The organism is Microbacterium sp. NPDC055665 (assembly GCF_053618035.1).
Genome location: NZ_JBSHGY010000001.1, coordinates 174115 through 187482 on the forward strand (window position 1 = coordinate 174115; position 13368 = coordinate 187482).

Annotated in this window: 13 protein-coding genes; 2 read left to right on the forward strand and 11 right to left on the reverse strand. The window is 67.4% G+C overall.

Annotation, left to right across the window (positions count from 1 at the left end; genetic code table 11):
* Positions 1 to 120 precede the first annotated feature (120 nt).
* Positions 121 to 504 (forward strand): RNA polymerase-binding protein RbpA, encoded by a 384-nt coding sequence (locus tag ACWGO6_RS00825; RefSeq protein WP_029263398.1) that lies wholly within the window; start codon positions 121 to 123, stop codon positions 502 to 504.
* Here the strand turns inward: ACWGO6_RS00825 and lnt are convergent.
* The 9 genes from lnt to ACWGO6_RS00870 are packed head-to-tail and all read right to left on the reverse strand — an operon-like array spanning position 479 to position 10229.
* Complete coding sequence (gene lnt / locus ACWGO6_RS00830) at positions 479 to 1990, reverse strand: apolipoprotein N-acyltransferase (RefSeq protein WP_452325609.1); 1512 nt, start codon at positions 1988 to 1990, stop codon at positions 479 to 481. The two genes, ACWGO6_RS00825 and lnt, sit on opposite strands and share 26 nt — an antisense overlap.
* Positions 1991 to 2037: 47 nt before the next feature.
* The gene (locus tag ACWGO6_RS00835) at positions 2038 to 4512 is read right to left on the reverse strand and encodes a DEAD/DEAH box helicase (RefSeq protein WP_136043907.1); all 2475 of its coding nucleotides are present in this window, start codon (positions 4510 to 4512) and stop codon (positions 2038 to 2040) included.
* On the reverse strand, positions 4509 to 5267 hold the full coding sequence (tatC, locus tag ACWGO6_RS00840; RefSeq protein ID WP_136044047.1) for a twin-arginine translocase subunit TatC: 759 nt from the start codon (positions 5265 to 5267) through the stop codon (positions 4509 to 4511). The genes ACWGO6_RS00835 and tatC overlap by 4 nt, the downstream gene beginning before the upstream one ends.
* A 57-nt stretch (positions 5268 to 5324) precedes the next feature.
* Complete coding sequence (tatA, locus tag ACWGO6_RS00845) at positions 5325 to 5561, reverse strand: Sec-independent protein translocase subunit TatA (protein WP_136043906.1); 237 nt, start codon at positions 5559 to 5561, stop codon at positions 5325 to 5327.
* Between the two features lie 32 nt (positions 5562 to 5593).
* Positions 5594 to 6589, reverse strand: coding sequence for a helix-turn-helix transcriptional regulator (locus tag ACWGO6_RS00850; RefSeq protein WP_452325610.1), 996 nt, complete (start codon positions 6587 to 6589; stop codon positions 5594 to 5596).
* The gene (locus ACWGO6_RS00855) at positions 6586 to 7578 is read right to left on the reverse strand and encodes a helix-turn-helix transcriptional regulator (RefSeq protein WP_452325611.1); all 993 of its coding nucleotides are present in this window, start codon (positions 7576 to 7578) and stop codon (positions 6586 to 6588) included. The genes ACWGO6_RS00850 and ACWGO6_RS00855 overlap by 4 nt, the downstream gene beginning before the upstream one ends.
* Entirely contained in the window at positions 7578 to 8510 is a 933-nt protein-coding gene (locus tag ACWGO6_RS00860; RefSeq protein WP_452325612.1) for a hypothetical protein, read from the reverse strand. The genes ACWGO6_RS00855 and ACWGO6_RS00860 overlap by 1 nt, the downstream gene beginning before the upstream one ends.
* Before the next feature lie 10 nt (positions 8511 to 8520).
* Positions 8521 to 9540, reverse strand: a complete 1020-nt coding sequence (locus tag ACWGO6_RS00865) for a tRNA (adenine-N1)-methyltransferase (protein WP_452325613.1) — start codon at positions 9538 to 9540, stop codon at positions 8521 to 8523.
* The gene (locus ACWGO6_RS00870) at positions 9540 to 10229 is read right to left on the reverse strand and encodes an HAD family hydrolase (protein ID WP_452325614.1); all 690 of its coding nucleotides are present in this window, start codon (positions 10227 to 10229) and stop codon (positions 9540 to 9542) included. The genes ACWGO6_RS00865 and ACWGO6_RS00870 overlap by 1 nt, the downstream gene beginning before the upstream one ends.
* Positions 10230 to 10310: 81 nt before the next feature.
* On the opposite strand from ACWGO6_RS00870, the gene ACWGO6_RS00875 reads away from it, so the two are divergent.
* On the forward strand, positions 10311 to 11159 hold the full coding sequence (locus ACWGO6_RS00875; protein ID WP_452325615.1) for a PAC2 family protein: 849 nt from the start codon (positions 10311 to 10313) through the stop codon (positions 11157 to 11159).
* 6 nt (positions 11160 to 11165) lie between these two features.
* On the opposite strand, the gene ACWGO6_RS00880 is transcribed toward ACWGO6_RS00875, so the two are convergent.
* Both ACWGO6_RS00880 and ACWGO6_RS00885 read right to left on the reverse strand, forming a co-directional pair.
* The gene (locus ACWGO6_RS00880; RefSeq protein WP_136043900.1) at positions 11166 to 11990 is read right to left on the reverse strand and encodes an undecaprenyl-diphosphate phosphatase; all 825 of its coding nucleotides are present in this window, start codon (positions 11988 to 11990) and stop codon (positions 11166 to 11168) included.
* A 42-nt stretch (positions 11991 to 12032) separates the two neighbouring features.
* Positions 12033 to 13328 carry a M20/M25/M40 family metallo-hydrolase gene (locus tag ACWGO6_RS00885; RefSeq protein WP_136043899.1) on the reverse strand — a complete coding sequence of 432 codons (1296 nt, stop codon included), beginning with the start codon at positions 13326 to 13328 and terminating at the stop codon, positions 12033 to 12035.
* Positions 13329 to 13368 lie beyond the last annotated feature (40 nt).

Consider the following 13368-nt stretch of genomic DNA (forward strand, 5'->3'; position numbering starts at 1 on the left):
CGACGCGCCCCATAACCTCCGGCGCTGGGATTCCGCTGTGAATCGCGCCGAGAAGTCGCCCGCGTGGATGAAGCGCACAGGCTGGAGCGTTATACCTGACAGCGACGAGAGGACCACAAAATGGCAGATCGCAGCCTGCGCGGCATCCGACTCGGCGCCCAGAGCCTACAGAGCGAAGAGGGCGTCGTTTTCATGGAGCGCCGTGAGACCACCTACACCTGTGACACCTGCGGCCACGTCACGAACCTCATGTTCGCGGCGGACGCCGAACCGCCCCAGACCTGGGAGTGCCGCGCCTGTGGCGCCGAAGCACGCCTGAACGTCGACGGCCAGGCCGTCACGCTCGAAGCGAGCGACGAGAAGGCCGCTCGCACCCACTGGGACATGCTCATGGAGCGCCGTACCCGCGCGGAACTCGAGGAGTTGCTCGAAGAGCGCCTCGCCTTCATCCGCGCACGCCGAGGCGCCGGCGAAGACCCTACCCGCGAGAAGATCGGGGCATAACGCCCCGGGCGCGCCACCACCCGAGGAGCAGCGCGCCCAGACCGCCCCACAGCAGGAACTGCTGGATCCAGGGGCCCAGGACAACCCCCGCCGTGAGGCCGGAACGCAGCTCGACATCCTCGAGCAGTGCTCCGGCCTCTCCTGCGTCCAGGCTCGCGACGGTAGATCCGTTCGCCCGGATGACCTGGCTGGTGCCGACGGTCGACACGTTGACGACGCTGCGCCCTGTCTCGATGGCGCGCATCCTGGCGAAGGACAGCTGCTGGAGGTTCTCGTCGGTTCCCCGGAAGTCGGCGTTGTTGGTCTGGAAGACCAGCACCTCGGCGCCGTCGTTCAGCCCTTCGCGGATCACATCGTCGTAGATGACGTCGAAGCAGATGGCGAGTCCGACCGGCACTCCCCCGACCTCGACGATCGGCGGATTCGAGCCGGGCGTGTACTCCCGCTGGATCAGGCCGATCAGATCGGGCGCGAGGGCGTTGAAGAACGGCCGATCCGGCACGTACTCGCCGAACGGAACGGGGTGCCTCTTGTCGTGGATCTGGGTGGCCGTGCCGTCGGCCGTCCACAGCATCGAGGTGTTGAAGTAGAGACCGTTTCGCGCCGTCGCCGCGTTAGCGAGCAGCGGCGCATCGATCCGATTCGACACGAGAGTCATCCTGCGGGCGATCGCCTCGTTCTCGAAGGGGTCAGCGTCCAGCGAGCCCTCCGGCCACACCACGAGATCGACGTCTTCACCGTAGAGCGGCGCAGTCGCCTCCGTCTGCGCCTGGATCACGGAGAACGGCTCGCGCTCGTCGAAATAGCCGGTCGGTCCGTTGCCCTGAACCGCGGCGATCGTCATAGACCCCGAAGACGCGGTCAGAAAGAGCGGGGTGAAGAGCATCATGACCACGAGTCCCGTCGGCACCAGCAGGACGAGCGGACGACGCCATGCCCGGAGGCGGACCACCTCGATCAGGATCGCCACCAGCAGCACCATGACGAAGCTGAGACCACTCACTCCCAACCACGATGAGATCGGCGCCAGAGGGCTCTCGGCCTGACTCATCCCGATGCGCGCCCAGGGGAACCCTCCGTACGGCCAGGAGCCGACGAACAGCTCCCGCCCGACCCACAGCGCCGCGACGACCAGGGGAAGCCCCAGAATGCGTCCTGCAGTGCCGGGAAAGGCGCGAGGCAGCCATCGGTAGGCCAGTGCGATCGGCACGAGGGCCACGGCAGTGAGGCCGCCTTCGACGACACTGAGCGCTGCCCAGGGAACCGGCCCGAGGTAGCGGGACGTCCACGAGACCAGAAGCGCGAAGAAGAGGATGCCGTAGACCGACCCCACCAGAAGCGCACCCCCGAAACGGCGGCCGATCAGGGCGACGAGCAGGAGTGCGGTCGCGGGGAACGCGAGAGCCCAGACCGCGGCGCCCGGGTAGGAGAAGTTCATCAGCAGAGCCCCGAGCGCGGCGGCGAGGACCGCTGCCCACAGAGGCAAGGGGGCGCGCTCGGGCGCAGCGGCTTCCGCGGATGTCGGCGCCATCATCACATCGACGAGTAGGCGACGATGCCGCGGCGCACGCCGTCGAGAGCACTGCGGGCGGTGCGGGCGACAGCCGCATCCTCAGCCACGATGGACAGCTGATCGAGGAGGTCGATGGTCTGCTTCGCCCAGCGCACGAAGTCTCCCGCGGCCATGTCCGCGTCGATCAGCACCCGGTCGAGCATGCCGCCGCGAGCCCACGCATGCATCGCACCCGCGAGTCCGGCCGCGAGCGGTTCGCTTCCCGGCAGACGATGATCCTGCTCGAGGTCGTCGAGTTCGGCCCAGAGCGTGGTCGTCTTCTCATATGCCACGCGGAATGCACCGCGCGGGAGGCCGCGCTCCCCCGAGTTCGCTTCGTCACGTCGCGGCTCGTACACGAGGCAGCACGCCATCGCTGCGAGAGAGGGGGCATCGAGACCCGCCCAGAGTCCTTGCCGCAGCGATTCGGCGACGAGCAGATCGCGTTCTCCGTAGATCCGACGCATCGTACGGCCGGCCTCCGTCAGTGTCGTCTCGCCGTCCACCTCCGTCAGATAGTCGAGTGTCTCCAGCACCTCGACGACACGGTCGAAAACGCGCGCCACCGTCCCGGTACGAGTCTCGATCTGGCGCCGGATCCGGTCGGTCTGTCGCTTGAGCTTCCAGTAGCGTTCCGCCCAGCGCGCGTGCGCTTCCCGATCGGGGCAGCGATGGCACGGGTGGCGCTGCATCTGCGTGCGCAGGGTCTGGATGCGCTTCATCCGCTTGTCGCGCGACGCCCGCGGCGCCTGGGAGTCCTGGCGATTCTTCTTCTCGAGATCGCTGAGTTCCCGGCGAATCGCGGCGTACTCGGCGAAATCCCCGTGCTCGCAGGTCATCGAACTCAGGTAGCCCGCCAGCGACTCCTCGGCCTCACGCACCTGGCGCGCCAGCCCGACGACCGAGCGATCGGCCTGGAACTGTGCGAAGGACGACTCGAGGATCTGTCGGGCCCTGGCCTTGCCGAACATGTCGATCAGATTCACGGCCATGTTGTAGGTGGGCCGGAAACTCGAATTCAGTGGATAGGTGCGTCGAGACGCCAGCGCGGCGACGGCCTGCGGGTCCATCCCCTCGGTCCACTGCACGACCGCGTGACCCTCGACGTCGATGCCCCGTCTGCCGGCGCGGCCGGTGAGCTGGGTGTACTCCCCCGAGGTGATCGCGACCCTGGCCTCGCCGTTGAACTTCTCCATCTTCTCGAGAACGACCGTTCGGGCGGGCATGTTGATGCCGAGCGCCAGAGTCTCCGTCGCGAAGACGACCTTGATGAGCTTGCGTCGGTACAGCTCTTCGACGACCTCCTTGAACGCCGGCAGCAGACCCGCGTGGTGCGAGGCGACGCCGCGCTCGAGGTTGTCGAGCCACTCCCAGTAGCCGAGCACGTCGAGGTCCTCGTCCTGGAGGGTGCGCGTCCGGTCCTCTACGAGGGAGCGAATCTCCGCCCGCTCCTCGGGGGAGGTCAGCCGAAGGCCGGAGCGCCGTACCTGCTGCACCGCGGCGTCGCACCCCACGCGGCTGAAGATGAAGAAGATCGCTGGGAGGAGGTTCGCCCGCTCGAGGAGATGCACGACCTCGGGGCGATCCATCCGCTCGATCCGGCGGGCGTTGGAGGCGCGGACGGGTCGTCGACCGCCGCGCGGCGGGCGCTTCGCCTGACGCCCGGCGTGACGATCGCTGCGATACGACTGCGCCTGCCGGTTGTTGTCGTAGTTCGACCCGGTCGACGAACGGATCCGCATCAACTCCTGGTTCACCTGCGCGGTCGCGATACCCGCGCGATCGTCGAACAGAGGGAGAAGATCATCGCGGACGAGGACGTGCTGCTCCAGCGGCACCGGCCGGATCTCGGAGACGATGACGTCGGTGTCACCCCGCACCGTGTCGAGCCAGTCGCCGAACTCCTCGGCGTTGGAGACCGTGGCGCTCAGCGAGACCAGCCGCACCCGCTGAGGCAGGTGGATGATGACCTCTTCCCACACGGCACCTCGGAAACGGTCCGCGAGGTAGTGGACCTCATCCATGATCACGTAGCGCAGATCGTTGAGCGCGGCGGAGTCGGCGTAGATCATGTTCCGCAGCACCTCGGTGGTCATGACCACGATGCGCGCATTGCCGTTGATGTTGGTGTCGCCCGTGAGCAGACCCACCTGATCTGCTCCGTACACCTCGACCAGCTCGCGGAACTTCTGGTTCGAGAGCGCCTTCATCGGCGTGGTGTAGAACGCCTTGTCGTTCGGCGTCCGCATCGCGAGATGGATCGCGAACTCGCCGACGATGGTCTTCCCTGCCCCCGTCGGCGCCGCCACCAGCACGCTGCGGCCGTTCTCCAGCGCGTGGCATCCCGCGACCTGGAACGGATCGAGCTGGAACTTCTGCAGTGCGGCGAATGCCGAGGACTCCGGGTGCTCCGCTGCCTGCTGCGCCTGCGCGTACCGATCGGAGGGCGAGCTCATGCCGGGTCCGGCAACAGCCCGGTCGCCTCGTCGCGCTTGCGCTTGCGTCGGTCGAACAGCAGGGAGAGGCCGGCGGCGGCGAAGAACAGGACGATCAGGATGCCGGCGAGCATCAGCATGCTGACCACGTCGGCGGCCGGGGTCGCGAGCGCCGCGAACACCGTCGCGATGATGATCGCGATGCGCCACCCCTTGAGGATCGCCCTGCCCGACATGACGCCGGCGAGGTTCAGCGCGACGAGGAACACCGGCAGCACGAACGAGACGCCGATGACGATCATCAGCTTGAAGACGAAGTCGTAGTACTCCTGCGCGTAGTAGAAGTTGGTCGCGCCGTCCGGCGTGAAGCTCCACATCAGCTCGATCACGTGCGGCATGATCATGACGCCCAGATAGCAACCGGCGAAGAACAGAGGGACTGCGGCGACGACGAAACCGACGGTGTATCTGATCTCCTTGCGGGTCAGGCCGGGCATGATGAACGCCCAGACCTGCCACAGCCAGACCGGCGCCGAGATGAACAGGCCGATGGAGAAGGCGATCCGCATCCGCATGTCGAACGCGGCGGTCACCGTGCCGAAGTTGAGCGCACTGAAGTCATCACCGCGCTTCTCGGTGATGATGCGGATGGGCTCCGTGATGAAGTGGATGACCGGGTCGGCGACGATGAACGCCACGACCATGCCCACGACCAGAGCGAGCGCTGCGTACATCAGACGCTTGCGCAGTTCGACGAGATGCGCGCCGAGCGACATCCGCCGATCCCGATCCGCCTTCGGCATCACGGTCGGTTCGATGGCTGCCACGGCCGGTCAGGCGCGAGGCGGAGTCTCAGGGTCTGCGCCCGAGTCCTTGACCGACGTCGGCTCGGCGACGGTCGAGTCGGCGCGAGACGCATCGTCGTCCTTCATCGCCTTCATCTCACCCTTGAAGACGCGGGCGGACTGGCCCATGCTCTTCGCCAGAGCCGGCAGCTTGGCGGCACCGAACAGAAGGAGGATCACGGCGAGCACGATGAGGAGGTGCCAGCCTTGCATTCCAGCGAACATGTCAGGATTCCCGTCGTCGATGAGCGTTCGGTTCAGTCTACAGATCTCTGAGATATATCGGGTCGGCGATACAGCGCGAGTCCCGACGCGGCCCAATCCTTGGTCGCGGATCGGGCGATCCCCGGCTCCAGCACTTCCATCGCGCCGCCGAATCGCCCGGCGAGCCGCTTGACGCCACGCGGATCGGCGAGGTGAAGCGTGGTGGTCACCGCGCCGTCGACCACATCGGGCTGCCCGGTGGGAACGAAGCCGCTCAACAGGGGCGCGAGCCGCTCCGGCACGCGCACGGTGACTTCGCGTTCATCGTCGAGACCGGCGAACGCCTCAGGAACGTGTTCGCCGCCGTGGGTGATCGGAATCTCGGTGAGCGTCGGCGCGCTGACACGGTCGAGGTGGAACGTCCGCATCGCCTGCCGCATGTGGCACCAGCCCTGCAAGTACCACTGGCCGTTCGTGATGAGGATCTGCATCGGATCGACCGTTCTGGTCGTCGGCGCGGCATCCGGGGCCTGATAGGTGAAGGCGATCGCCACGCCATCGTGCAGGCCTCGCGCGACCGCTTCACGGACCTCGTCGACGGCGCTCGGGGCGACGACGACCTCGGCGGGCGCATCGGCTGCGCCGCGGGACAGCTTGGAGATGAGGCCGGCGACGAGGCCCGAGTCGGAGACCGCCGGCACTGCTGCGACCATCTGCAGTCCGGCGAGCAACGCTGCCGCCTCTCGCGCGGTGAAGCGGGGGACTCGACGCAGGGCCACGTCGTTCGTGATCTCGATGACGTCTTCGAGGTCGAGCAGGTCCCAGTTGATGTCGAACATCTCCTGCGGCTGCTGCCAGTAGCCGGACTCCCCGGGGAGCCCGATCACGGTCAGCTTCTCGACCATCCCGCGCATCTCCTGCGGCGTCACGCCGAACTCCTCAGCAGCCTCGGCGAGGGAAACCTGACCGTGCTCGAGCAGGTACGGCACGAGAGTGAGGTACAGACGGACACGATCGGCCGCGAGCAGCGGCTTGGACTTCGCACTCATGATGCCTCCGCCCGATCTGTGTGCGCGTCGACGACCGCCCGGAGCCGGTCGATGACCGCGTCGCGCAGCGCGGCCGGTTCGACCACCCGGACCTCCGGTCCGTAGGAGGCGAGCTCGTCGGCGAAGATGTGCAGGTCCACGAATGGCACATGGATCCCCTGAGGCGCAGCTGTCGCACGTCGTCCGAGCCGCAGCGCAGCTTCAGTGCCGGGCGTCACTTCCAGCAGTGCCGAGTTCGCAGCAGCGACTCGCTCCAGACCGGCAAGGGCCCGCTCCCCCGCTCCGTCTCGGAGCGCGGAGTCGAAGGTCGTCGTGCTCACCTTGACGGCGCCCACGATCCGGCTGAGCAGGAACGTGCGGTCCTCCTCGACATCCACATCGATGCCGAACACATGCCATCGGGCCTCGTAGTCGACCAGCGCCAACGGGCGGATCCTTCGTCGCCGTGGTGCGTCCTCGCCCGGCTTCAAGTAGTCGAAGGTGACGACGCGACTCCTCTCGATCGCGTCCTGGAGAGGTGCGAAAGCGGCGTCGCGGGCGGTGATCCGCGGAGCGAATCCGATGATCGGCTCGTCGCCATCGATCCCCAGCGCACGGATCTTCCGAACCCCCGACTGCGCGTCGCCCGAGACGGACTCCGCACTCCACACGCTGCCCGCGAGCCGCAACACCGCGAGTTCGGCGGCGGAGAACTCGATGTCGCTGGGCAAGTCGTATTCCGCCTGCGGAATACGGTAACGAGCTTCTCTGAGGTCATTCGGATCGGCGGCATCCCCGATCGTCTCGATCGGCACGCCGAGGGTGCGCAGCTCGTCCTTGTCGCGCTCGAACATCTTCTCGAGCGCGTCGGATCGGGTGCCCGCGTCCGCCCGCTGCCGATACCCCGAGACGTTGTCGAGAATCTGCTGCTTGGTCAGCCCGATCTCCGTGGCCATCAGCGCCACGACGAGATTCGTCAGGCGCTCCTCCGCGGGGATCCGGCTGGCCATCACTGCGTCGGCGCCGTGACTGCGCCCAGGATGTCGACCACGTAGGCAACGGCAGGGCCGCCGTCACCGGCGGGAGTCACGACGAGGATCTGCGAGCCCACGGTCTTGCCGACGAGAGCCTCCGCAACGGTCGGAGCCGAGGTCGAGAGATCGCCCGTCGGTCCCTGGCCCCAGGTGCTGTTGATGACCTTCTTGTCGTCCCAGCCCACGGCCATCACGTTCAGAAGGGGGATCTGGCCCGCTTCGACCTCTTCACCATCACCCTTGATGAGGGTCTGCACCACCTGCTCCGTCGGTGCAGCGCTGTCGGGAATGATGACCCCGGGCGTGCCATCGGGGGCGCGCACCACCGTCGGCATACCCTTCGCATCGTTGAACTGGAGGGAACCCTCGGCGCGGGAGAGGAAGACATCGACCACGTCGATGACGAACACCGCGTTGTCGTCGGCCTCGAGACCGAAGCCCTGGAGGTTGTTGGCGCCGAAGTCTTCCGGGGTGAGGGCCGCGATGATCCGGGACCCCGCGGTCGCGCACGAGAACACCGACTCGAGTCCGGGCGACTGCGTCGCCCAGTAATCGGCCGTGGAGACCTGCCCCTTGGACTCGTCGTAGGAAGTCGCGTAGACCTTCTTGCCGGTCTCACCGCTGAAGATCGAGAGCTCCACCACGAGTGCCTGCGAGTTGTCGAGGATCTTCCGACCATCGCCCACCGTCGCGTCGGCGAACGCCGTCTTCGTGAGGTGCAGCGGGTTGAAGACGCTGACATCCGGAGTCGACCCTACGTCGCCCTCGACGGTCACCGCGTCGCGGATATCGGTCGACCCGGCCCCGCGATCGCAGGCGGCGTCGCTCTCGGGCGCCACGGCGGTGCAGCCGGTCAGAGCGAGGACGGCAAGGCTGAGGGAGGCCAGAACGGCGGACGTTTTACGCACGCGCTCCAGTCTATTCCGTCGCGTGTCCGGAATCGCGCGAGGCCGCAGCAAGGCGCGCCCCTTCGGCGGCCTTCTCGGCTTCTCTCGCGCGCTTGCGCAGGTTCTTGTCGCTGATCTCGCGATCGCCGACGGCTCCGGGGGTCCACGCCTCGACATCCTCGTCGCCGTAGCTGCTCTTGGAGGCACGCCGCTTGACCGAAGGCGCGATGGCCCCGGGCGCGAGCCGCCGCGCCGTCAGCAGGAACCCGGTGTGCGCGACCATGCGGTGGTCGGGGCGCACGGCGAGGCCCTCGACATGCCAGCCCCGGACCATCGTCTCGGAGGCATCGGGATCGGTGAAGAGTCCGGTACCGCGGATGTACTCCGCCACGCGGGAGAGCTGCGTCGCGGTGGCCACATAGCAGAGGACCACGCCGCCGGGGGTGAGCGCATCGGCGACGGCGTCCATGCACTCCCAGGGAGCGAGCATGTCCAGCACCACACGATCGACGGTGCCAGGTTGCACCTCGCTCGGGAGCGATTCGACGAGGTCGCCCACGACGACGCGCCAGGTGTCGGGGTGCTCGCCGAAGAACGTCTCGACGTTGCCGCGAGCCACATCGGCGAAGTCCTCGCGTCGCTCGAACGAGATCAGGTTGCCCGCCGGGCCGACGGCCCGCAGGAGGGAGAGGGAGAGCGCGCCGGAGCCGACTCCGGCCTCGACCACTGTCGCCCCGGGGAAGATGTCGGCCTGCATCACGATCTGCGCCGCGTCCTTCGGATACACGATCGCCGCGCCCCGCGGCATCGACATCGCGAAGTCCCTCAGCAGCGGGCGGAGAGCCAGGTAGTCGTGGCCGGAGCTGTTGGCCACGACGGAGCCGTCGGGAAGGCCGATCAGGTCACGGTGGCGCAGCACGCCCTGGTGCGTGTGCAGTTCTCCGTCTTCGCGAAGCGTCACCGTGTGCAGGCGGCCCTTGGGGCCGGTCAGCTGCACGCGATCGCCAGGACGGAACGGACCACTCGGCCTCGGAACGCGGCTATCGGTCATCAGGATGCTCCCGTCGCGACGTTGATGCTGTCGAAGAGGTCGGTGAGGTCACCGGCGTTCCTGCCGGCGAGGGTCGGCCACAGCTCGTGGGCGCCCAGATGGTCGAGCGGCACGATGTGCGGAACGGCGAGAGTCAGCGCGCCCGACGCGAGGCCGGCGCGGACGCCCGTCGGCGAATCCTCGATGACGATGACGTCGGCGATGTCGACGTCGAGGAGTGCCGCCGCCTGCAGATACGGCTCCGGATGCGGTTTCGGGTTGTCGACATCATCCCCGGCGACGACGATGTCGAACGCGTCGAACTCGATCAGATCGACGACGCTCAGCGCCATCCTCCGCAGCGACATCGTGACGAGACCCGTCGGGATGCCGACCTCTCGGAGGTTTCGGAGGAGTTCGCGGGCGCCTGGCCGGAACGGGACGCCCTGGCTGCGGAGCGATTCCTGAACGGCATCGGTGAGGTGGTCGACGATCGCCTCCGCCTCCATCGCGACACCGGCGCCCTGCAGGATCACCGCGCTGTCGAGCAATCCGCTTCCGACGAGCTGCAGCGCATCCTCGTGGCTCCACGATCCGCCGAAGGATTCGACCAGTGCCGTCTCGGCCGCCATCCAATACGGTTCGGTGTCGACGAGTGTTCCATCCATGTCCCACAGGACCGCGCTGGGCTTTCTGCTCACTGAACCCATGCTAGCCGGGGTGCCGCCCGCATCCCGCCGTCGCGGACTAGCCTGGAGGGATATCGTCCACGATCTCGAAGGGAGCCCTCGATGGATGTTCTCGGTCAGCGCATCGTCATCGCCGCCTTCGACGGCTGGAACGATGCGGGTGAAGCGGCGAGCGGCGCCATCGAGGCGCTGCGGGCGACGTCGGAGTACGACCTCGTGCATTCCGTCGATCCCGAACTCTTCTTCGACTACCAGTACACGCGCCCGTCGAGTCGGATGGATGCCGAGGGCCGCCGTCAGCTGACGTGGCCGGAAGCGGGCCTCTGGCGCCCGCGCGACCCGGGGCCAGGACCCGAGTTCTGGCTGCTCACGGGCGCCGAACCCGCCCGCACCTGGCAGGCGTTCGCCTCGGAGTTCATCGACGTGGCTCTGCGCGATGACATCACGGGACTCGTCACCCTCGGCGCGATGCTCTCGGACGTCCCGCACACGCGGCCGATCTCGATCTTCGCCTCCAGCCAGAACGAGCAGGTGCGGGAAGCACACGACCTCGAGCGCTCGCTCTACGAGGGGCCCGTCGGCATCCTGTCCGTGATCGAGCACTTCGCCGAGAACGCAGGGATCCCCACCGCCAGCCTGTGGGCCAGCGTGCCGCACTACGTCGCGTCCGCCACGCCATCGCCGAAGGTGACTCTCGCACTGCTCGACCGGCTCGAGGAACTGACCGGCGCCGACGTGGACCGCCAGACGCTGCGCACAGAGGCCGCCACCTGGGAGGCTTCGATCGACGCGGCCGCGTCGGAAGACGAAGACATGGCCGAGTACATCCGTCAGCTCGAGCGCACGCGCGACACGTGGGATTCCCCCGAGGCGTCGGGCGATGCGATCGCGCAGGCGTTCGAACGGTATCTCCGCCGCCGCGACGACGGCCCGGGAGATCGCAAACGCTGAGCCGGGTCAGGCCGCGATCACACCGGTGCCGAGCAGGACCAGGAGCACCGTGCCGAGCAGGATCCGGTAGATGACGAACGGCAGGAAGCTGCGCTTCGAGATCCAGTTCATGAAGAACGCGATGACGCCGAGCGCCACGACGAACGCGATGCCGGTCGCTGCGAGAGTGTCGCCGAACGAGAAGAACGACGGCTCGTCCCAGCTCTTGAAGACCTGGTAGAAGCCGCTGCCGAACACGGCGGGGATCGCGAGCAGGAAGGCGTAGCGCGCAGCAGCGGCGCGCTCATAGCCGAGGAACAGACCCATCGTGATCGTGCCGCCGGATCGGGAGACCCCGGGAATCAACGCCAGCGCCTGCGCGAAACCGAAGGCGACGCCGTGCGGATAGGTCAGATCGTCGAGCTTGCGGCGCTTCGCCCCCACGTAGTCGGCGACGCCGAGCAGGATGCCGAAGACGATGAGCATGATCGCGACGATCCACATCGAGCGGAGCACGGTCTCGATCTGGTCCTGGAAGAGCAGCCCGAGCACCACGATCGGGATGCTGCCGATGATGATCATCCAGCCCATCCGCGCATCGGGGTCGTTGCGGGGGGCTTTGCCGACGAGCGAGCGGAACCACTGGCCGATGATGCGCACGATGTCACGCCAGAAGAAGACGACCACCGCCGCCTCGGTGCCGATCTGCGTGATCGCGGTGAACGCCGCCCCGGGGTCTTCTCCCGACGGGAGGAACGTTCCGAGGATGCGCAGGTGGGCGCTGGAGGAGATGGGGAGGAACTCGGTGAGTCCCTGGACGACGCCCAGGATCAGTGCTTCGAGCAGGTGCATGAAGAGGCTTTCGGTGTTGTGAGGGCACGGAGCGGGCGGCGCTCAGTACGTGCGCAGCAGATCGGCCAGCACGCGCTGGCCGAAGACAAGCGATTCTACGGGGACGCGCTCATCTACTCCGTGGAACATTCCTGTGAAGTCCAGTTCGGCGGGGAGCTTCAACGGGGCGAACCCGTAGCCGGTGATGCCCAGGAAGGCCAGCGCTTTGTTGTCTGTGCCGGCGCCCAGCAGGTACGGGATCACGGGAACCCCGGGGTCGTGACGGCCGATGCTGGCGACCATCGCTTCCACGAGCTCACCCTCGAACGGCGTTTCCATCCCGATGTCGCGGACGACCGTCTCGATGACGATCTCATCGCCCACGATCTGCTGGAGCTCGGCCAGGACATCGTCTTCGGTGCCCGGGATGACCCGCACGTCGATGAGCGCCTCGGCACGCTCTGGGATCACGTTGTGCTTGTAGCCGGCGGTGAGGGCGGTGGGGTTCGTCGTCGTTCGGAACGAGGACCGCAGGAAGGCCTCGGCGGGCCCCGCGGCGGCGGCGAGGGCATCGGGATCGTCCGCGCTGCGCCCGCTGAGCGCGCTCAGGCCCTCCAACAGTGCCGTGGTCGTCGGCGTGAGACGGATCGGCCAGCGCGTGCGTCCGATCGCTGCGACGGCCTCTGAGAGCTTCGTCACGGCATTGTCGTCGTGCAGGCGGCTGCCGTGACCCGCACGCCCCTTCGCCACCAGGCGGATCCAGATCAGCGCCTTCTCGCCGACCTGCAGGAGGTAAGCGCGCCGGTCATCCACGGTGATCGAGTAACCTCCGACCTCGCTGATCGCGGCTGTGGCCCCCGCGAACCACTCCGGGCGATTCTGCACGACGAGCGCCGAACCCTCGACACCGCCGTTCTCCTCATCGGCGAAGAACGCCAGGATCAGGTCACGCTCCGGCTGCTCGCCCGCCCGGAGGATCTCCGCGACGGAGGTGAGGATCATCGCGTTCATGTTCTTCATGTCCACGGCGCCGCGCCCCCACAGCATCCCGTCCTGGACGACACCGGCGAACGGGTCGACGCTCCAGTCGTCCGCCATCGCCGGCACGACGTCGAGGTGTCCGTGCACGACGAGTGCCGGTTTGCTCCGATCACGGCCCGGAACACGAGCCATCACGTTGGTGCGGCGCTCGATCGGCTCGTAGTACTCGACCTCCAGTCCGAGCCTCTCGAGGTAGGCGCCCACGTACTCCGCGGCCTCGCGCTCGCCCTTCGCATTCCCTCCACCGAAGTTGGATGTGTCGAAGCGGATGAGGTCGCTCGCGATGCGCACGACCTCGGGAAGAGAGGGATCGGTCATGTGCTCAAGGCTATCGAAACGGCGAGCCACGCCCGGGCGT

What these genes read in the sequence shown, in the direction of transcription:
- ACWGO6_RS00825 (WP_029263398.1), top strand. Translation starts at nt 121, where the DNA reads ATGGCAGATCGCAGCCTGCGCGGCATCCGACTCGGCGCCCAGAGCCTA.
- ACWGO6_RS00835 (WP_136043907.1), bottom strand. Translation starts at nt 4,512, where the DNA reads ATGAGCTCGCCCTCCGATCGGTACGCGCAGGCGCAGCAGGCAGCGGAG.
- tatC (WP_136044047.1), bottom strand. Translation starts at nt 5,267, where the DNA reads ATGTCGCTCGGCGCGCATCTCGTCGAACTGCGCAAGCGTCTGATGTAC.
- tatA (WP_136043906.1), bottom strand. Translation starts at nt 5,561, where the DNA reads ATGTTCGCTGGAATGCAAGGCTGGCACCTCCTCATCGTGCTCGCCGTG.
- ACWGO6_RS00850 (WP_452325610.1), bottom strand. Translation starts at nt 6,589, where the DNA reads ATGAGTGCGAAGTCCAAGCCGCTGCTCGCGGCCGATCGTGTCCGTCTG.
- ACWGO6_RS00855 (WP_452325611.1), bottom strand. Translation starts at nt 7,578, where the DNA reads ATGGCCAGCCGGATCCCCGCGGAGGAGCGCCTGACGAATCTCGTCGTG.
- ACWGO6_RS00865 (WP_452325613.1), bottom strand. Translation starts at nt 9,540, where the DNA reads ATGACCGATAGCCGCGTTCCGAGGCCGAGTGGTCCGTTCCGTCCTGGC.
- ACWGO6_RS00870 (WP_452325614.1), bottom strand. Translation starts at nt 10,229, where the DNA reads ATGGGTTCAGTGAGCAGAAAGCCCAGCGCGGTCCTGTGGGACATGGAT.
- ACWGO6_RS00875 (WP_452325615.1), top strand. Translation starts at nt 10,311, where the DNA reads ATGGATGTTCTCGGTCAGCGCATCGTCATCGCCGCCTTCGACGGCTGG.
- ACWGO6_RS00880 (WP_136043900.1), bottom strand. Translation starts at nt 11,990, where the DNA reads ATGCACCTGCTCGAAGCACTGATCCTGGGCGTCGTCCAGGGACTCACC.
- ACWGO6_RS00885 (WP_136043899.1), bottom strand. Translation starts at nt 13,328, where the DNA reads ATGACCGATCCCTCTCTTCCCGAGGTCGTGCGCATCGCGAGCGACCTC.